Source organism: Streptomyces sp. NPDC036764 (assembly GCF_055609385.1).
Genome location: NZ_JBVJPT010000017.1, coordinates 103591 through 121500, shown reverse-complemented (window position 1 = coordinate 121500; position 17910 = coordinate 103591). Strand labels below are relative to the sequence as shown.

At 70.1% G+C, this 17910-nt stretch carries 17 protein-coding genes; 12 read left to right on the top strand and 5 right to left on the bottom strand.

The window, feature by feature from the left end; translation table 11 throughout:
- Positions 1-47: 47 nt before the first annotated feature.
- Positions 48-551 carry a hypothetical protein gene (locus ACZ69Q_RS40000; RefSeq protein ID WP_471052331.1) on the bottom strand — a complete coding sequence of 168 codons (504 nt, stop codon included), beginning with the start codon at positions 549-551 and terminating at the stop codon, positions 48-50.
- Positions 552-637: 86 nt separating this feature from the next.
- Positions 638-2257, bottom strand: coding sequence for a beta-N-acetylhexosaminidase (locus tag ACZ69Q_RS39995; protein ID WP_471052458.1), 1620 nt, complete (start codon positions 2255-2257; stop codon positions 638-640).
- Positions 2258-2457: 200 nt separating this feature from the next.
- Here ACZ69Q_RS39995 and ACZ69Q_RS39990 point away from each other — a divergent pair, with 200 nt between their 5' ends.
- The 5 genes from ACZ69Q_RS39990 (at position 2458) to ACZ69Q_RS39970 (ending at position 6628) form a co-directional block, all read left to right on the top strand.
- Positions 2458-3054 carry a 2-oxo-4-hydroxy-4-carboxy-5-ureidoimidazoline decarboxylase gene (locus tag ACZ69Q_RS39990; RefSeq protein ID WP_471052328.1) on the top strand — a complete coding sequence of 199 codons (597 nt, stop codon included), beginning with the start codon at positions 2458-2460 and terminating at the stop codon, positions 3052-3054.
- Positions 3055-3221: 167 nt separating this feature from the next.
- Positions 3222-3602: a succinate dehydrogenase, cytochrome b556 subunit gene (sdhC, locus tag ACZ69Q_RS39985; protein WP_078504082.1), complete on the top strand. Its 381-nt coding sequence runs from the start codon at positions 3222-3224 to the stop codon at positions 3600-3602.
- 5 nt (positions 3603-3607) lie between these two features.
- Positions 3608-4090, top strand: coding sequence for a succinate dehydrogenase hydrophobic membrane anchor subunit (locus tag ACZ69Q_RS39980; protein WP_471052325.1), 483 nt, complete (start codon positions 3608-3610; stop codon positions 4088-4090).
- Positions 4091-4112: 22 nt separating this feature from the next.
- Positions 4113-5867 (top strand): succinate dehydrogenase flavoprotein subunit, encoded by a 1755-nt coding sequence (gene sdhA, locus ACZ69Q_RS39975; protein WP_471052322.1) that lies wholly within the window; start codon positions 4113-4115, stop codon positions 5865-5867.
- Positions 5867-6628: a succinate dehydrogenase iron-sulfur subunit gene (locus tag ACZ69Q_RS39970; protein WP_030951271.1), complete on the top strand. Its 762-nt coding sequence runs from the start codon at positions 5867-5869 to the stop codon at positions 6626-6628. Before sdhA ends, ACZ69Q_RS39970 begins: the two co-directional genes overlap by 1 nt.
- Positions 6629-6704: 76 nt before the next feature.
- On the opposite strand, the gene ACZ69Q_RS39965 is transcribed toward ACZ69Q_RS39970, so the two are convergent.
- Positions 6705-9194: a DUF4132 domain-containing protein gene (locus ACZ69Q_RS39965; protein ID WP_471052318.1), complete on the bottom strand. Its 2490-nt coding sequence runs from the start codon at positions 9192-9194 to the stop codon at positions 6705-6707.
- Positions 9194-9586 carry a hypothetical protein gene (locus tag ACZ69Q_RS39960; protein WP_471052315.1) on the bottom strand — a complete coding sequence of 131 codons (393 nt, stop codon included), beginning with the start codon at positions 9584-9586 and terminating at the stop codon, positions 9194-9196. The genes ACZ69Q_RS39965 and ACZ69Q_RS39960 overlap by 1 nt, the downstream gene beginning before the upstream one ends.
- A 68-nt stretch (positions 9587-9654) precedes the next feature.
- On the opposite strand from ACZ69Q_RS39960, the gene ACZ69Q_RS39955 reads away from it, so the two are divergent.
- The 5 genes from ACZ69Q_RS39955 to ACZ69Q_RS39935 all read left to right on the top strand — a co-directional run bounded on the left by ACZ69Q_RS39955 (position 9655) and on the right by ACZ69Q_RS39935 (position 13148).
- Positions 9655-10065 carry a VOC family protein gene (locus tag ACZ69Q_RS39955; RefSeq protein WP_471052312.1) on the top strand — a complete coding sequence of 137 codons (411 nt, stop codon included), beginning with the start codon at positions 9655-9657 and terminating at the stop codon, positions 10063-10065.
- A 118-nt stretch (positions 10066-10183) separates the two neighbouring features.
- On the top strand, positions 10184-10591 hold the full coding sequence (locus ACZ69Q_RS39950) for a hypothetical protein (protein ID WP_471052309.1): 408 nt from the start codon (positions 10184-10186) through the stop codon (positions 10589-10591).
- Positions 10592-10603: 12 nt separating this feature from the next.
- On the top strand, positions 10604-11125 hold the full coding sequence (locus ACZ69Q_RS39945; RefSeq protein ID WP_471052307.1) for a thiol-disulfide oxidoreductase DCC family protein: 522 nt from the start codon (positions 10604-10606) through the stop codon (positions 11123-11125).
- A 189-nt stretch (positions 11126-11314) separates the two neighbouring features.
- Positions 11315-12340: a trypsin-like serine peptidase gene (locus tag ACZ69Q_RS39940; RefSeq protein WP_471052304.1), complete on the top strand. Its 1026-nt coding sequence runs from the start codon at positions 11315-11317 to the stop codon at positions 12338-12340.
- Positions 12341-12377: 37 nt separating this feature from the next.
- Positions 12378-13148: a TetR family transcriptional regulator gene (locus ACZ69Q_RS39935; protein WP_471052301.1), complete on the top strand. Its 771-nt coding sequence runs from the start codon at positions 12378-12380 to the stop codon at positions 13146-13148.
- 18 nt (positions 13149-13166) lie between these two features.
- Here ACZ69Q_RS39935 and ACZ69Q_RS39930 read toward each other — a convergent pair whose 3' ends face one another.
- Positions 13167-15578 (bottom strand): MMPL family transporter, encoded by a 2412-nt coding sequence (locus tag ACZ69Q_RS39930; RefSeq protein ID WP_471052456.1) that lies wholly within the window; start codon positions 15576-15578, stop codon positions 13167-13169.
- 164 nt (positions 15579-15742) lie between these two features.
- Here ACZ69Q_RS39930 and ACZ69Q_RS39925 point away from each other — a divergent pair, with 164 nt between their 5' ends.
- Together ACZ69Q_RS39925 and ACZ69Q_RS39920 are read left to right on the top strand one after the other, a co-directional pair.
- Entirely contained in the window at positions 15743-16432 is a 690-nt protein-coding gene (locus ACZ69Q_RS39925) for a response regulator transcription factor (protein WP_471052298.1), read from the top strand.
- Positions 16429-17901, top strand: coding sequence for a sensor histidine kinase (locus ACZ69Q_RS39920; protein ID WP_471052295.1), 1473 nt, complete (start codon positions 16429-16431; stop codon positions 17899-17901). Before ACZ69Q_RS39925 ends, ACZ69Q_RS39920 begins: the two co-directional genes overlap by 4 nt.
- The last annotated feature ends 9 nt before the right edge of the window (positions 17902-17910 follow it).

The window sequence follows — 17910 nt, the reverse complement described above, 5'->3', positions numbered from 1 at the left end:
TAACGGAGCCCGCACCTCCCCTTACTGCGTGCGACGACCCCGGAGTGTCACAGCGGCACGACGCCGAGCCGGTCGAGCAGCCGAAAGAACAGGTTTTCGGCCAAAGGGTCCGCCTCTGCGGTGAGTACGTCGACCACCGACTCGGCGTTCACCTCGCGCCCGGCCTCGGCGGCCCAGGCGACCGCCCGCTCGGCGGCGTCAGGGGGTTCGAGGAAGTAGTCCTCCAGCGTGAGCCCCTCGTCGGAGGCGCCGATGTACCCGGCCATGGCGGCCCGCGCGAGACAGGTGGTCCACGCCCCGCTCTCCGGCGCCGCCGCCTCAACGACCACCGTCGCGCTGTCCATGACGTAGCCGAAGAGCGCGGGCGCCCCGGTCTCGCCGGCCAGGTCGTTCATGTTGCCGACCTCGCCGTCCCCGCTCGGGTACTCCCACACCTGCCAGCCGTCCGGCGCCTGCTCGCGCAGGGTCATTCCCTCGGCGCCGGCCAGCGCGTCCAGCTCCGCCAGCGGCCGCGCCCCGCGGCCCACGACGAAGTACCCCCAGTAGCCCATCCCGGTTCCCCCTGGCTGATCGGTTCGGCTCGGGCCGAATACACCACAGTCGTACAGGGGTTCGCAGGCATATGGGTCAATCCGGCTCAGTCCAGTCGGTCCGCGAGCGCCCTGAACTCGGCCCAGGTCAATTGGGGCTTACCCGGGTCCCACAGCTTCTGCACCGTCGCCCGCAGCGGCATCCGGATCCCGGCCGCCACCTGGGCCTGCGTCTGGGAGTTCGCCAGGTCGCACCAGACCGCGAAGGACCCGCCGAGGATCTGGGGGTCGTACTTGGCGGGCACCGCCGTCGTCCCCCGCAGGACCCGCGGCGTCCACTGCGCGTAGATCCGCTCGCCGGTCGGGTAGACGAAGGTCTGCGGCTCCCCGAGCACGTAGTAGAGGAACTCGTCGTTGTAGTTGATGACCTTCCGCCCGGTGCTCAGGTACGCCAGCGGCTCCCGGGCCCCGATCTCCTTGCCCGTCCAGTACGCCACCTGGATCTGCTTGTCCAACTGGACGGAGGTGTCGCGGAAGAACCCGTCGTTCCACGCCCGCGGCGTGCGGTCATGGGCGCGGACGGTGTCGGAGCGGTCGTTGAGCCATCCGGTGGCGAGGTCGGCGACGGTGGCGCCGGAGCCGTACGCCTCCCGGGCGGCGGTGGCGAGCTGCGGGTAGGACGCCTGGGGGTTGGCGACGACCAGCGCCTGGTACTCGTCGCCGCCGAGGTGCCACTGGTCGCCGGGGAAGAGACCGGCGTACTCGTTCAGCAGGTCGTCGACGATCTCGGCGGACTCGGGCTTGGAGATGTCGATGGCACCCCGGGTCGCGACCCCGTTGACGTTGCGGAGCTGGAGATCGGGGTGCGCGGCGATGACGGCCCCCAGATGCCCCGGCGAGTCGATCTCGGGCACGATCTGGATGTGCCGGCTCCGGGCGAGCTTGACGATCTTCTGGACCTGCGCCTTGGTCAGATGCTGCCGGGAAACGATCTCGGGATGCGACTTGGACTCGATGCGAAAGCCCTGGTCGTCGGAGAAGTGCAGGCCGAGCTGGTTGTACTTCAGGTCGCCCAGCTCGCGCACCCGGTCCTCGATCCAGCCCGCGGTGAAGTACTTGCGGGCGATGTCGAGCATGAACCCGCGCACCGGCTTGGCGGGCTCGTCGCGCACGACACCCTCCGGCGCCGTACCGCCGTCGTGCACCTCCTGCTTGAGCGTCCGCGTCCCGTAGAAGACCCCGGCCTCCCCGGGCCCGCTGATCGCGACATGCCCGCCGCGCACGGTCATCGCGTACGACTCGGGGTCCGCACCCTCGTCGTCGTTGAGCGCCAGCCGTACGTCCCCGGCGCGCACGTCGTTCTTCTGTCCGGCGTACGTCAGCCCCAGCTCGCCGGCGATGAGCCGTCCCTCGTCGGCGAGTTCCGCGTCGCTGACGACGACCCGCTTGTCGCCGGCGGGGCGCCAGCCGGGCCCGCGGGCGGCGGTGTGGGAGCGCACGGCCGGGATCGTCCGGGGCGCTTTCGACAGCGGGTACGACCGGGTGGGCGACGGTGTCGGAGCGGCGCCGGCTCCGGAGTCGGCGGCCTCGGAGGTCCCCGGCGCGGACCGCCCCTGTTCGGATCCGGACGGTCCTCCGTCGCCGCCCGAGGCCAGGAGACCGAGGCTCACCCCGGCCGCGACCGTCACTACGACCACCGCGACGATCAGGACCCACGTCTGCTTCAGCGCCCTCTTCGGCCGTGCCCGGCGCCTGTGCTTGTGCTGACTCACGGCGCCAACCTAGGGCCTGTGAAGATCAACAACCGTCCACCACACGTTCCGAAACTCTCCCGTTCGGCTGAAATTCGGGCATCCGTCGGACACCTCATGCCCACACTCGGTAACGTGGCGCCACTCCTCCCCCAAATTCCCCTGCCGAAACCCACGTGACGCCCACACACCTTCCCGGCCGAGTGGCCATACCGTCGCTGCCCGAGCAGACCCGCACCGCGCCGTCCCCGAACGCGCTGGAGCGCTTCAACACCGCACCCGCCGACGCGATCCGGCAGACCCTCCTGGCCTGCTTGAACAGCCCTCGCTGGGCCGACCGCATCGCGGACCACCGCCCGTATCCCGACGCCGATTCCCTGCTGGCCGCGTCCGACGAGGCGGCGTACGACCTGACGCCGGGGGATCTGGCACAGGCGCTGGCGGAAGAAACGTTGCCCGTCCTACCGGAAGGCGCGTACTCGGTGGCCCACACGGCACTGAGCGCCGCATCCGCCGCATATGAGGCCAAATTCGGGCATGCCTTCATTATCTGTCTGGACGGCCTGTCGCACGCGGAGACGCTCGACCATGTCCTGGCAGGCATCCGGTCACGATTGGCGAACGATCCGGAGGAGGAGCGGGTGGTGGCGGCAGAGGAACTCCGCCGCCTGGCAAAGGGCCGGTTGATCAGCCAACTCAGGGGCGCGGGGAACCGCGCGACCGGCCACGACGGCGCCACATCCGGCACCGATCCGCGCATCCCGCCCCATTAGCCGCCAATAACCCATCCGCGTGCCACTTTGATCACATACACCGGCCCCCCGTAAGCGCCGCAGGCAACCGTCGCTACGATGCTGGGGGCCGGTGGACCGTACCCGGCCGGGCCCGACCGACAGCACAAGCCGGCGCGGCCCCAATCCCCGCTCCCGGAGGAACTTCCGTGCCGGCTGGAACGCTGTACCGCGGCCGGGAAGGAATGTGGTCCTGGGTGGCTCATCGAGTCACCGGCGTCCTCATTTTCTTCTTCCTGTTCGTTCACGTGCTGGACACCGCTCTCGTGCGTGTCTCCCCCGAGGACTACGACAAGGTCGTAGCCACGTACAAGACGCCGATCGTCGCGCTGCTGGAGTACGGCCTCGTCGCCGCGATCCTGTTCCACGCGCTCAACGGCCTGCGTGTCATCGCCGTCGACTTCTGGTCGAAGGGCCCCCGCTACCAGAAGCAGATGCTCTGGTCCGTCGTCGGGCTCTGGCTGGTCCTGATGCTCGGGGCGATCTACCCCGTTCTCGGCCACGCCGCTCGTGAACTGTTCGGGAGCTGACGCGCATGTCCACCACTGAGAAAACCGCCACCGGTATCGGCCCGGTCGAGGGCGAGTCCCTCTACGACGTCGAGAACCCGGCCCCGTACATCGAGGCCCCGCGCAAGCGCACCAAGAAGACCCCGAAGTCCACCCGTGGCAACTTCGAGATGGCCGCATGGCTGTTCATGCGTCTGTCCGGTGTCGTGCTGGTCGTCCTGGTCATCGGCCACCTGCTGATCCAGCTCGTGCTGGACGGCGGCGTGTCGAAGATCGGCTTCGCCTTCGTGGCGGGCCGCTGGGCGAGCCCCTTCTGGCAGGTCTGGGACCTGCTCATGCTGTGGCTCGCCATGCTGCACGGCGCCAACGGCCTGCGCACGGTCATCAACGACTACGCGGAGCGCGCGAACACCCGGCTGTGGCTGAAGGGCCTGCTCTACACCGCCACGGTGTTCACCATCCTGCTGGGCACGCTGGTGATCTTCACCTTCGACCCGAACATCCGCTAGGCACGGGGCTGAGGCAACCACCATGAAGATCCACAAGTACGACACCGTCATCGTCGGCGCCGGTGGCGCGGGCATGCGCGCGGCCATCGAGTCCACGAAGCGCAGCCGCACCGCCGTGCTGACCAAGCTGTACCCCACCCGCTCCCACACGGGCGCCGCGCAGGGCGGCATGGCCGCAGCGCTGGCCAACGTGGAGGAGGACAACTGGGAGTGGCACACCTTCGACACGGTCAAGGGCGGTGACTACCTGGTCGACCAGGACGCCGCCGAGATCCTGGCGAAGGAGGCCATCGACTCCGTCCTCGACCTGGAGAAGATGGGCCTGCCGTTCAACCGCACCCCGGACGGCACCATCGACCAGCGCCGCTTCGGCGGCCACAGCCGTAACCACGGCGAGGCCCCGGTGCGCCGGTCCTGCTACGCGGCGGACCGCACCGGCCACATGATCCTCCAGACGCTGTACCAGAACTGCGTCAAGGAGGGCGTGGAGTTCTTCAACGAGTTCTACGTCCTGGACCAGCTCATCACCGAGGTCGACGGCGTCAAGAAGTCCGCCGGTGTGGTCGCCTACGAGCTGGCGACCGGCGAGATCCACGTCTTCCAGGCGAAGGCCGTGATCTACGCCTCCGGCGGCACCGGCAAGTTCTTCAAGGTGACGTCGAACGCGCACACCCTGACCGGTGACGGCCAGGCGGCCGTGTACCGCCGGGGTCTGCCGCTGGAGGACATGGAGTTCTTCCAGTTCCACCCGACCGGCATCTGGCGCATGGGCATCCTGCTGACGGAGGGCGCCCGTGGTGAGGGCGGCATCCTCCGCAACAAGGACGGCGAGCGCTTCATGGAGAAGTACGCGCCGGTCATGAAGGACCTCGCGTCCCGTGACGTCGTCTCCCGCTCCATCTACACGGAGATCCGTGAGGGCCGCGGCTGCGGTCCCGAGGGCGACCACGTCTACCTCGACCTGACGCACCTCCCGCCGGAGCAGCTCGACGCCAAGCTCCCGGACATCACGGAGTTCGCGCGCACGTACCTCGGTATCGAGCCCTACACGGACCCGATCCCGATCCAGCCCACCGCGCACTACGCCATGGGCGGCATCCCGACGAACGTCGAGGGTGAGGTCCTTCGGGACAACACCACGGTGGTGCCGGGCCTGTACGCGGCCGGCGAGGTCGCCTGTGTGTCGGTGCACGGCGCCAACCGTCTCGGCACGAACTCCCTCCTGGACATCAACGTGTTCGGCCGCCGTGCGGGTATCGCCGCCGCCGAGTACAGCCAGAAGGCGGACTTCGTCGAGCTGCCGGAGAACCCGGCGGAGCTCGTGATCGACCAGGTGGAGAAGCTGCGCTCGTCCACCGGCACGGAGCGGGTGGCCACCATCCGCAAGGAGCTCCAGGAGACCATGGACGCCAACGTCATGGTGTTCCGCACGGAGCAGACGATCAAGACGGCGGTCGAGAAGATCGCGGAGCTGCGCGAGCGCTACAAGAACGTCTCGATCCAGGACAAGGGCAAGCGGTTCAACACGGACCTGCTGGAGGCCATCGAGCTCGGCAACCTCCTGGACCTCGCCGAGGTCATGGCGGTTTCGGCCCTGGCCCGCAAGGAGTCCCGCGGCGGTCACTACCGCGAGGACTACCCGAACCGCGACGACGTCAACTTCATGCGCCACACCATGGCGTACCGCGAGGTCGGCGACGACGGCACGGAGTCCATTCGTCTCGACTACAAGCCGGTCGTCCAGACCCGCTACCAGCCGATGGAGCGTAAGTACTGATGGCAACCCCCGTTATGGACAAGGTCGAGGCGGAGTCCGCGGCCTCCCCGTACATCACGGTCACGTTCCGGGTCCGCCGCTTCAACCCGGAAGTCTCCGCAGAGGCTGTGTGGGAAGACTTCGAGCTGGAGATCGACCCCAAGGAGCGCGTCCTCGACGGCCTCCACAAGATCAAGTGGGACGTCGACGGCACGCTGACCTTCCGCCGCTCGTGCGCCCACGGCATCTGCGGCTCGGACGCTATGCGGATCAACGGCAAGAACCGCCTCGCGTGCAAGACGCTGATCAAGGACATCAACCCTGAGAAGCCGATCACGGTCGAGCCCATAAAGGGCCTGACGGTCCTGAAGGACCTCGTGGTCGACATGGAGCCGTTCTTCCAGGCGTACCGCGACGTGATGCCCTTCCTGATCACGAAGGACACGAACGAGCCGACGCGCGAGCGTCTGCAGACGGCCGAGGACCGCGAGCGCTTCGACGACACGACGAAGTGCATCCTCTGCGCCGCCTGCACCTCCTCGTGCCCGGTCTTCTGGAACGACGGCCAGTACTTCGGCCCGGCCGCCATCGTCAACGCGCACCGCTTCATCTTCGACTCGCGTGACGAGGCCGGGGAGCAGCGCCTGGAGATCCTCAACGACAAGGACGGCGTCTGGCGCTGCCGCACGACCTTCAACTGCACGGACGCCTGCCCGCGCGGTATCGAGGTCACCAAGGCGATCGCCGAGGTCAAGAAGGCGCTGATCACGCGCCGGTTCTGAGCTGCCGACAGCCGCTTCGGGGCCCTGTTTCCGTCACTTCGGGAACAGGGCCCCACGGCGTTCACGGCCCGCTCGCCTAGAGCTGGCTCAGGATCGTGGGGTCCGTGATCTTCGAGTCGTCGGCCAGCATCATCGCCTTGCTCAGGATCACCGCCAGCAGCCGGTCGCCCTCGTACGGCAGGTAGCCGGACCGCGGGGCGGACGGGTTGGACTTGGGGACGATGCACAAGTACTGGTCGTTCGGGGTTCTGAGGATGTTGCCCGAGCCGAGGTGGATCTTGTACGTGTGGCGGTCGCCCTTCACGTGCAGGAAGCGGCCCTCGATCGTGCAGCGGTCGGCGATGGCCAGTCGCGGTATCAGGCGTTCGAGAAGGGCACGGCGGGTCTCGGCGCTCGCGCCCAGTTCGCCGAAGCCGTACGACGTCCAGTACTCGCGGAAGCGGCCGTCCGGGCCGCCGTCCTGCCAGGTCGGGTCGTTGCCGACGCTCGCCACGCCGACGAACAGGTCGACGTCGCGCAGGACTTCGGACAGGACCAGGGGCGGGGTGTCGGAAAGGGGCAACGGGTCGACCGGGTCCGTGCCGTCGCGCAGCCACATGCGGTACTCACCGCCGTCGCAGTGCGCCCGGTTCTGCGGGGCGTCGATCGGGTAGAAGCGGACCTGGTCGGTGCGCAGGCGCAGGAAGCTGCCGGAGTCGGTGATGTCCTCGTAGTTCTCGCCGCCGTCGCCCTGGACCCAGTACTCGGCGCGCAGCCCCCACTGCGGCAGCTCCCGGACGGCCGGCGGCGCCTCGTCGTCCACGGCCAGGCGCAGCTTGTTGTGCCAGCCCCGGATCGCCGCCAGCGAGTGGAACTGGTGCTGGCGAAGGAAGTGCGCGGCGAAGCGGTTGGAGTACGTCCCCGTCGCGCGCTCGGCGTCGGTCAGCAGGTACACCTCGCGGTGGGCCTGCTTGAAGGGCTGGGTGATGCCGTGCCGCTCCAGCCAGTCCCGCCAGGCGACGACCTCGGCGGGCTCGTGGCCGACCGGATGCCACAGTTCGACGCGGCCGCCCTCGGTCACCGGTGCGTCGGCCAGGGTCCGCAGCTCGCCGTCGGCGTACCCGACGGTCGTGCCGTCGACCGTCCAGAGCAGGCGGCGGGCGAGCGTGCCGACCAGCGGGTGGTCGAGGTAGCGCTCGCGCCAGACGGCGTACGGCCAGGTGCGGCGCGACAGGAACTGGCGGTCCAGACGCTCGCTCTGGGCCGAGAGCATCTGGTCGATGTCCTTGACCGCGGCCTTCAGCTCCTTGAGCTCGTCGGCATGGTCGCGGCGTACGGCGGCGGGCACGCTCCTGACGCCCTTGCCGCCCGCGTTGTGCCAGCTCAACACCGCCTTGGCGCCGCGGACTTCGAGCTGTGCCGTGACCTCGCCGAGCCGGTGCTCCGCGCGGCCCACCTCCGTCAGGCCGTACCCCGGTACGGCCAGCTCCTCGATCTCCTCCCGGCTCAGGCCCATCGCCTCCGCGCGGGCGTCCAGCGCCGTGTTGAGGACCTTGAGTGTGCCCTTGAAGGTGACGCGGGCGGCCAGGCGGGCGAGTTCGGCGAGGGCCGGCTCGTCGTCGATGCGGCCCAGCGCGATGACGGCGGCGTTGGCGACCTTGGGGTTCACCGGTCCGAGGCCCGCCACCTTGCGCAGGGCGGTCCCGACGAGGGCGCCCAGGGTGCGGGCGGTCTCGGGGTGCGCGGGCAGGAGGGAGAGCAGCCAGGTGAGGCCACGCAGCGCGTCGGCGTTGTACGGGTCGAAGGTGGCGTTGGGATTCGGGCCGGAGCGCAGTTCGAGCAGCAGGCTGGTGCGCGGCCTGCCCGCGAGCCGCAGCCAGGACAGCAGCCGCTCCCGCACCTCGTCGGCATCGAGTGCCGCGAGCAGGGCACGGCCGGTCCGGTCCCACTTCGCGGACGGGCGGGCGCTGGTCGCCGTGGCCGCGTGGGCGAGCAGTCGCCGCCAGTCGTCGCCGAGTTCGGCCACCTCGGCGAGGGCGGTGTCGGACCATGCCTCGCCCGGATTCACCGGTGGGCCGTCGAGCCGCGCGACCAGGTCCCCCAGGCGCTTCTTGCCGTCCCACACCGTCAGATACGAGCGGCGGATCACGGCGACGAACTCGGCGGACAGCTCCCGCCCGTCGGCGAACTCCTGATCGGCGAGCCGGACCAGCCCGCTCGGGTCGTAATGGGTGTCCTGGTCGGCGATCAGGCCGATCAGCGCGGCGCGTGTGGCGGGCGGCTGCCCCTCGGCGGCGGCCCGCAGCATCCGGAAGCTGTTGAGCAGGTCCACGATATGGCGGCGCCCGACCGCGCCGGGCTCCAGCTCGTGGTATCGGGCGGCCAGCCCTTGCAGGAGCCGCGCCTGGAAGGCGGTGTCCGCGGCATAGACCGCTTGGGCGACGTCGTGGCCGTCCCGGCGCCACCTGCCGTCGGTCAACTCGAAGAGTCCGAGCAGTTCGGGGACGAGCCGCTCGGCGTCCTCGGCCTCGATCAGTTCGAGGGCCCCGCCGACCAACTGGGCGTGTTCCGGTGTCGAAGCGACCATCAGCCACCCACCAGCGCCACGAGCTTGAGAAACGTGATCTCGGTGCCGAGCGCGAGCTCGATCTCCTCGTCGAGATCGGTGATCTGACGGTCCCCCACGAGGACGAGGAAGCCGTTGCCCGAGAAGGCCTTCAGCGCCAGCTCGGTCTGCGCCTCGGGGTCTATGCGGCGGACCGTACGCATCGCGTAGCCGTTCAGCACGCGCTCGGTGTCGCGGGGCTGGACCAGGCCCTGGAAGACCTCCGGCGTGCGCGCGTTGTACTCGGCGACCTCCTGGAACACCCGGCGCCGGATCAGCTCACGCACGGTGAGCCGCTCCTCGGCGATCTCCAGCCCCCAGCCATCGCCACGGCTCCCGCTTGTCGTCTCGTCGACGAACGTCACCATTCCCATGCCGACGACAGTACGAGCCGGCACTGACAATCACCGATTCCGACCGATCATCGCCTTACTCTGACGGTATGTCAGATGACGAGTCGTACGAACTGCTCGGGTTCGACAACGTACTGCTGCCGGTCGGTGACCTCGCCGAGGCCGTCCGGTTCTACGAACGGGCCGGGTTCGCGGTCGGGTTCCGGCTCGACGAGGCCGGGATCGCACTGCTGAAGGTCGGTGGTGAGACACCGGGCCTGCTGCTGCGACAGGAGGAGGCGCTGGGGCACCGTCCACCGCCGTGGCCGTCGCCCCGGGTGTGGCTGGAGGTGCCGGACGCACGGGCGGCGGCGCGGACGCTGCGCGGCGCCGGCGTCGAACCGATCGACGCGCCCTTCTCCACGGCGACCGGCTGGACCGTCGAGATCGCCGACCCCTGGGGGAACGTCGTCGGGTTCACGGACTACTGCAAGCGGCCGGAACTGGGGCGCAGACCCTGACGACACCCCCGGCGAGGACGTGACGGAGGCCTCACCCCTATTGAGTTGAACATGTTCAAAGGCAGGGCCTACAGTCATCCCTGTCAGCGTTTTGAACGCGTTCAAGAAGGGGGAGGCCATGGACCGCACGGTCATCGCCTACGTCATCTACCTGGTCGTCAGCATCGCCCTGACCGTCTGGGTGGCCCGCACTCTCAGCCACAACGGGAGGATCTTCCTCGCCGACGTGCTGCGCGGGAACGAGAAGCTCGCCGACGCCGTGAACCACCTGCTGGTGGTCGGCTTCTATCTCGTCAACCTCGGTTTCGTCGCGCTGTATCTGAGCGACGACGACACCGTCCTCGACACCCGCGGCATCTTCGAGGCCCTGTCGACCAAGCTCGGCGTGGTGCTTCTGGTGCTCGGCGTGATGCACCTGGGCAACGTCTACGTGCTCAACAAGATCCGGCGGCGCGGGGTGATGGAGCGCGAGCAGGTGCCCCCGGTCGCGCCGCAGGACTGGGTCGCCCCGCCGGCCGGGGCCTGAGCGGGGCCCGGCATGACGGCCGACCCGACGGGCGGCAGGGCGGCAGGGGTCGCGGTCCGCGGCCTCGTCGTCCTGTACGACGCCCAGTGCTCGTTGTGCACCTTCCTGCGCGACTGGCTGGTACGGCAGCCGCAGTTGGTGCCGCTGGAGATGGTGCCGGCCGGGTCCGAGGAGGCCCGGCGGCGCTTCCCCGGCCTGGACCACGGCGCGACGCTCGACGAGATCACCGTCGTCGGCGACGCCGGGCAGGTCTACCGCGGCGGCGCCGCCTGGATCGTCACGCTGTGGGCGCTGCGCGAGCACAGGGGACTCGCGCATCGCCTCAGCACCCCGTCCGGGACGCGGCTCGCCAAGGGGGCCGTGCTCGCCGCCGCGAAGTGGCGCGGGGCGCAGTGGGGCGGGACGAAACGGAGCGACGGCAAGTGGGGCGGGCGGGCCTACCGGCGCGGGGACGGGTGGTCGTACGACCCGAGTTGGGGGTGGACGTACAACCCGCCGGGGTGCGACGACGGAAGTTGCGCCACCTCGCGCTGAGAGTGGCGACAAATGGGGCCGACCCGGCCTGAACGGCGCTCCTCAGAACCCGGGTTCTGGCATGCACCCTTCCAAAACCGCGCTCGGGTTGGCACGCTGCCCCCGGTTCTCCACTCCGCACTCGCACCGACTGTCGGTTGCCGGGCGGCCACCTGGTCGCCCGGTCCCCCCATCGCAGAAGGAGTACGCGTGAGAGGCATACCCCGCGTCATCCGCATACCCCGCCCCGCTCTCGGCGCCCTGATCGGCGTCACCGCGCTGCTCACCGCGGGCGCCCTCGCCACACCGGCGGGCGCCGCGCCGAAGCCCGACACCTCCACCGCCGTCAGCCCGGTCCCGGCCGGAGCGCAGCAGCAGGCCCGCGACTTCTGGACACCCGAGCGGATGCGGGCGGCGGCCCCGCTCGACCTGGTCGGCGTCAACGGCCACATCGACGGTGGCGTAGCGCCCCGCAAGGGCACGGCGACCACGGTCGCGCCCACCTCCGCCACCGCGGCGGTCGGCAAGGCCGTCGCCGACATCGGCCTGATGGCTTTCCCGAACGCCGGCGGCCAGTGGACCGGCGGCGGTGCGGTCGTCTCCACGGCGGGCCGCGTGTTCTTCAGCTACCAGGGCCGTACGGCGTCCTGCTCCGGCAACGCCGTCACCAGCAACAACAAGAGCACCGTGATCACGGCCGGCCACTGCGTGAAGCTGGAGGGCGCCTGGCACACCAACTGGGTCTTCGTGCCCGGCTACCACGACGGGCAGGCCCCCTACGGCCGCTGGAGCGCGTCGAAGACCCTGTCCACACCTCAGTGGACGGCGAGCGAGGACATTAACTACGACGTCGGCGCCGCCGTCGTCGCCCCGCTGGACGGCAAGCTCCTCACGGACGTCGTCGGCGGGCAGGGGCTGGCCTTCAACACCGGCTACAACCTGCGCATGTACTCGTTCGGCTTCCCGGCCGCCGCCCCGTACGACGGCGAGAAGTTCATCTACTGCAGCGGGACCACCAACCGGGACTTCCTGCTGTCGAACGACCACGGCATGAACTGCAACATGACGGGCGGCGCCAGCGGCGGCCCCTGGTTCACGCAGTTCAACGAGTCCACGGGCACCGGCCTGCTGTCCTCGGTGAACAGCTTCAAGTACAACTTCCTGCCGAACCGGATGTACGGCCCGTACTTCGGTGCCGACGCCCAGAACCTGTACCAGACGGCACAGACCTCCTGACGGCCCGCACAAACACCACTCGTTAGGCTCTCGTTCCGTGCCCTCGAAGAACGACAGCCCTGAACAGGGCGACGCGCCCAGCAAGTCCGAGCAGACCCGTGCCCTGATCCTGGAGACGGCCATGCGGCTGTTCCAGGAACGCGGCTACGACAAGACGACGATGCGGGCCATCGCCCAGGAGGCGGGAGTCTCCGTCGGCAACGCGTACTACTACTTCGAGGGCAAGGAACACCTGATCCAGGGCTTCTACGACCGGATCGCCGCCGAGCACCGGGCGGCGATCCGGGACGTCCTGGCCCGCGAGACCGACCTGGAGGCGCGGCTCGCCGGAGTGCTGAAGGTGTGGCTGGACATCGCCACGCCGTACCACGAGTTCGCGGTGCAGTTCTTCAAGAACGCCGCCGACCCCGACAGCCCGCTCAGCCCCTTCTCCGCGGAGTCGGAGCACGCGCGCGTGGAGGCCATCGACATCCATCGGGAGGTGCTGGCGGGCGCCACGAAGACCAAGGTGCCCGAGGAGCTCCGGGACGTCCTGCCGGAGCTGATGTGGCTCTCCCAGATGGGGCTCGTCCTGTACTGGGTCTTCGACCGGACGAAGGGCCGCGAGCGCAGCTACCGGCTCGCCGAGCGCGGCGCCAGGCTGACCGCGCGGGGTGTCTCACTGGCCCGGTTCCGGGTGCTGCGCCCCCTGGTGCGCGAGGTGCACGAGCTGTTCACGGACTTCCTGCCGGGCATGACGAACGCCATCCCGGATCCGGCCCGCAAGAACACCGGCAAGGGGGCGCCCGCCGAGGACGAGCGCCCCTGAAACCGCCTCCGGTGAGCGTCAGTTGACGGCGTCCACGCCGCCCTCGGCCAGCTCGACGTCGTACACGAGCGGCCCGTCCGTCACGACGACCTGCCCGGCCCGGGACCCGTACGACTCGGCGGCCGTCGCCAGCAGATACGTGCCTGCCGCAGGCACCGACACGATGTACGAGCCGTCGGCCAGGGACACCACCCGGTCCAGCTCACGCCCGCCCTTGGTCAGCAGCGTCACCGCCGCGCCCTCGACGGGCGCGCCGTCGGCGGTGCGGACGAAGCCGTGCACGACCGACGTCCGGCCCGCGAGAACCGGCTCGGGCTCCTCGGCCACCGGCTCCTCCTTGGGTTCGACCGCCAGATGCGGCAGCCGCCGCTCCAGCCAGTCCGGCAGCCACCAGTTGGCGTTGCCGAGCATGTGCATCGCGGCCGGCACCAGCGCCGTACGCAGGATGAAGGCGTCCAGAGCGACGGCCGCCGCGAGGCCGATGCCCGCCATCGCGCCCTCCATGTCGCCGCTCAGCACGAACGCGCTGAACACACAGATCATGATCAGGGCGGCGGAGTTGATGACCCGGCTGGTCTCCGCGAGGCCGACGCGGACCGCGCGCGCGTTGTCCTTGGTGTGCACCCACTCCTCGTGCATCCGGCTCACCAGGAACACCTGGTAGTCCATGGAGAGGCCGAACAGCAGGGACAGCATGATGACCGGCAGGAAGGACGTGATCGGGCCCTCCTTGCCGACGCCGATGAGCTCGGTGCCCCAGCCCCACTGGAAGATCGCCACCAGGACGCCGAAGGAGGCGGCCGCCGCGATGAGGTTCATCAGCGCGGCCGTCAGCGGCACCACCAGCGAGCGGAAGGCGACCAGCAGCAGCAGGAAGCCGAGCGCGATGATCGTCGCGACGAAGTACGGCAGCCGGTCCGCCGTCACCGCCGCGAAGTCCTTGAAGACGGCCGTCACACCGCCGACATGGGCCTTGGCCCCGGACTGCGGGATCACGTCGTCGCGCAGCCGGTCGATCAGCCGGTCCGTCTGCTCGGACTGGGGTGAGGTGGTCGGCACCACCTGGATCACCGTGACGCCGTTGGCGGGCGGCACCGCGGCCACCTGGGCGACGCCCTCGGCGGACCGGATGCCGTTCACCAGACCCGTGGGGGCGTCGCCCTCGACGACCACCTGGAGCGGGCCGTTGAAGCCGGGTCCGAAGCCCTCGGCGAGCAGGTCGTAGGCCTGCCGGGTGGTGGTCGACTCCTGGTGGTTGCCCTGGTCGGTGGCGCCCAGGCGCAGCGACAGCACGGGGATCGCGAGGACCGCCATGACGACGACGGCCATCGCCGCGACGGGCCGCGGGCGCCGCTGGACGTACGACGACCAGCGCGCCGCGAGCCCGCTCGACTCGGCCGGCTCCGGTCCCGCCGCGGCGAGCCGGCGCCGCTGCCGGCGGCTGAGCACCCGCATGCCGAGCAGGCCTAGCAGGGCCGGCAGCAGGGTGATCGCGGCCAGCACGCTGAGGACGACGGTGAGCGAGGTCGCGACGACCACGCCGTCCAGGAACCGCATGTTCATCACCAGCATGCCGGCGAGCGCGATGCACACGGTGCCGCCCGCGAACAGCACCGCGCGCCCGGAGGTGTTGAGGGCGGTCACGGCCGCCTCCTCCGGCTTCATCCCGCGCAGGATGCCGCGCCGGTGCCGGGTGACGATGAACAGGGCGTAGTCGATGCCGACGCCCAGGCCGATCAGCGAGCCGAGCAGCGGGGCCACTTCGGGCACGTCCGTGACATGGCTCATCAGCATCGTCGCGATCATGCCGGTGCCGACGCCCGCGACCGCCACGACGATCGGCAGCAGCATCGCGAACAGCGAGCCGAAGGCGAGGAACAGCACGACGGCCGCCGCGAGGACGCCGACCGCCTCCGCGGTGCCCTGCGGGGGTTCCTGCGTGCGGGCGATCGCCTGACCGCCCAGCTCGACCTGGAGTCCGCCCTGTTCGGCGGCCTGCGCCCGGTCGACGACGTCCTCGATCAACTCCTTGGGGACGGCGTTCGCCTGGTCGGTGAAGGTCACCTGCGCGTAGGCGATGCGCCCGTCCCGGCTGATCTGCGCGGCCCCTTGTGCCGCGTACGGGTCGGTGACCTCACCGACCCCCTTCATCCGCCCGATCTCCTGGAGGGCGGGCTCGATCCGGGATCGTACGGACTCGTCCCGTACGGATCCCTCGTCCACCTTCCACACCACCGTGTCGGTGTCGCCGGCACGCTCCGGGAAAGCCTTCTCCATCAGGTCGTACGCGGTCGCCGAGTCCGTGTCCGGGAGGGAGAAGACGTTCGCGTAGTTCGTCCCGGCGCCGGCGCTCGCCGCGCCCAGGCCGAACAGTGCCCCCAACCACAGCAACAGGACCACCAGCCGGTGCCGATAGCACCACCGTGCCAATGCCGCCACGCTCAACGCTCCTTATTCGGTTCGGTCGGTCCCCCAGGTCCTGGGCAACAGCATTGGCGGCGGCACACACGCGTGGGCATGCGAAGGCCATGACTCTCAAGGAACTCCAAAGCAGAACCGGCCCGGTTGTCAGTGGCCCCGCCGATACTGGGGGCATGACGACGGGTTCAGGCACGGTGCTGGTGGTGGAGGACGAGGAGTCCATCGCGGACGTCCTCGCCATCGCCCTGCGCTACCACCGGTTCGAGGTCATGACGGCGGGCACCGTCCGTGACGCGCTCAGCCTCGCCGCGCGCACCCGCCCGGACGTGGCCCTGCTCGACGTCATGCTCCCGGACGGCGACGGCCGCGCCCTCGGGCGCGAACTGCGTCAGCGCCGCCCGGACCTGGCCCTCGTCTTCCTCACCGCCCGCGACGCGCCCGCCGAGATCGTCGGCGCTCTCGGCTTCGGCGACGACTACATCACCAAGCCGTTCGACGTCGACGTGGTCGTCGCCCGCCTGACGGCCGTACTGCGCCGCACCCGCCCCGCCGACGTCCTGCCGCAGCGCCCGCTGCTCAGATACGGCGACCTGGAGCTGGACGAGACGACGTACTCGGTGCGCCGCGCGGGCCGCACCGTCGAGCTCACCCCCACCGAGTACGCCCTGCTGCGCTTCCTGGTGCGCAACGGCGGCCGGATCGTGCCCAAGGACCAGCTCCTGCGCCATGTCTGGCAGTACGAACACACGCCGCCCGAGTCGACCGTCGTGGAGACCTACATCAGCTATCTGCGGCGCAAGCTGGACGCTCTGGGGCCGCCGGTGATCACCACGCGCCGCGGCGTCGGGTACGGACTGGCATGAGGATCCCCTGGATCTGCCGCGTCGGCCGCCCGCGCGCGATCCACTCCCTGCGCGGCAAGCTGACCCTGGCGAACGTGGCGCTGCTGGCCGTCGGCATCGTCGTCGCCACCGCGGTCAGCCTGGTGACGGCGCGGTTCTACCTGCTCGACAAGGTCGACAGCGAGCTGAAGAGTGCGCGCGCCACACTGGGGAACGCCGGGTTCACGCTGCGCCAGATCGAGTCGCTGAGCGAACTGGGCATCGCGCTGGACAAGTTCACCGACGGCGGCGCCCGCGACACGGATCCGCTGCCGAGCCCGAGCATGGTGTACGTCGCGGTCGACTCCGCCGGGCGGCCGGTCGCCCTGGGCCCGCTGACGCCGACCGCCCGCCAGCACGCCCTGGCCGCCGCCGCGAAGGACCCGGTGACCCTCGCGGCGGACGAGGATCCGCGTGACGTACGGGTCGAGGGCGACCGCTACCGCATGGTCGGGGCGCGGTTGTCGGACGGCACCATCGTGCTGATCGCGGTCCCGACCGAGAGCCTGCACGAGGGCATGGGCAAGGCGCTCAGGATGGACCTGGCCGTCGGCACTCTGCTGCTGGCGCTGCTCGGCTGTCTGACCATGTTCAGCGTGCGCCGCCGGATGCGGCCGCTGGAGGACATGGTGGAGACCTCGTCGGCGATAGCCGAGGGCGATCTGACCCGGCGCATCCCCTCCAACAGCGACCCGACCCTGGAGGTCGAACAGCTACGGGTGGCCCTCAACTCCATGCTCCACCAGGTGGAGTCGGCGTACCGCACGCGCGAGCGCAGCGCCGCCCAGTTGCGCCGCTTCGTCGGGGACGCCTCCCACGAGCTGCGCACCCCGCTGGCCGCGATACGCGGCTACCTCCAGCTCTACGACCGGGGAATGCTGCCGGAGCCCGGCGAGCGCAAGCGCGTCTGGGACCGGATGAACGGCGAGGTCGACCGCATGGGCCGGCTCGTCGACGAGCTGCTCACCCTCGCCCGGCTCGACCAGCGCCCCGAACTGCGCTTCCGCAACGTCGACCTGAGCCGGCTGGTGCGCGAGTCCGCCGAGGATCTGCGGGTGCAGCAGCCCGAGCGGCCGATCACGGTCGATGCCGACGGCACGCTGCTCGTGCACGCCGACGAGTCGGGGCTGCGCCAGGTGCTGGGCAATCTGCTCAGCAACGTCCGCACGCACACGCCCGCCGATGTGCCGGTACGGCTGGGGCTGGAGCGGACCGACGGCGTCGTACGGCTGTGTGTCGAGGACAAGGGCCAGGGGCTGGGCGAGGAGGACGCGGCACGGATCTTCGACCGGTTCTTCCGGGCCGGCCGGGGTGCCGGCAGCGGGCTCGGGATGGCGATCGTGCAGGGCGTGGTGGACGCGCACGGCGGCGAGGTCGCGGTGCGGACGGCGCCGGGTGAGGGGCTGGCCGTCACGGTGATCCTGGCGACGGGGACGCCTTCACGGTCGTAACCGTCACGC

Excerpts from the sequence above, each read along its gene's own strand:
- ACZ69Q_RS39920 (WP_471052295.1), top strand. The coding sequence starts at position 16,429 with ATGAGGATCCCCTGGATCTGCCGCGTCGGCCGCCCGCGCGCGATCCAC.
- ACZ69Q_RS39950 (WP_471052309.1), top strand. The coding sequence starts at position 10,184 with ATGGACCGCACGGTCATCGCCTACGTCATCTACCTGGTCGTCAGCATC.
- ACZ69Q_RS39925 (WP_471052298.1), top strand. The coding sequence starts at position 15,743 with ATGACGACGGGTTCAGGCACGGTGCTGGTGGTGGAGGACGAGGAGTCC.
- ACZ69Q_RS39965 (WP_471052318.1), bottom strand. The coding sequence starts at position 9,194 with ATGGTCGCTTCGACACCGGAACACGCCCAGTTGGTCGGCGGGGCCCTC.
- sdhA (WP_471052322.1), top strand. The coding sequence starts at position 4,113 with ATGAAGATCCACAAGTACGACACCGTCATCGTCGGCGCCGGTGGCGCG.
- ACZ69Q_RS39945 (WP_471052307.1), top strand. The coding sequence starts at position 10,604 with ATGACGGCCGACCCGACGGGCGGCAGGGCGGCAGGGGTCGCGGTCCGC.
- ACZ69Q_RS40000 (WP_471052331.1), bottom strand. The coding sequence starts at position 551 with ATGGGCTACTGGGGGTACTTCGTCGTGGGCCGCGGGGCGCGGCCGCTG.
- ACZ69Q_RS39970 (WP_030951271.1), top strand. The coding sequence starts at position 5,867 with ATGGCAACCCCCGTTATGGACAAGGTCGAGGCGGAGTCCGCGGCCTCC.
- ACZ69Q_RS39980 (WP_471052325.1), top strand. The coding sequence starts at position 3,608 with ATGTCCACCACTGAGAAAACCGCCACCGGTATCGGCCCGGTCGAGGGC.
- ACZ69Q_RS39955 (WP_471052312.1), top strand. The coding sequence starts at position 9,655 with ATGTCAGATGACGAGTCGTACGAACTGCTCGGGTTCGACAACGTACTG.
- ACZ69Q_RS39960 (WP_471052315.1), bottom strand. The coding sequence starts at position 9,586 with ATGGGAATGGTGACGTTCGTCGACGAGACGACAAGCGGGAGCCGTGGC.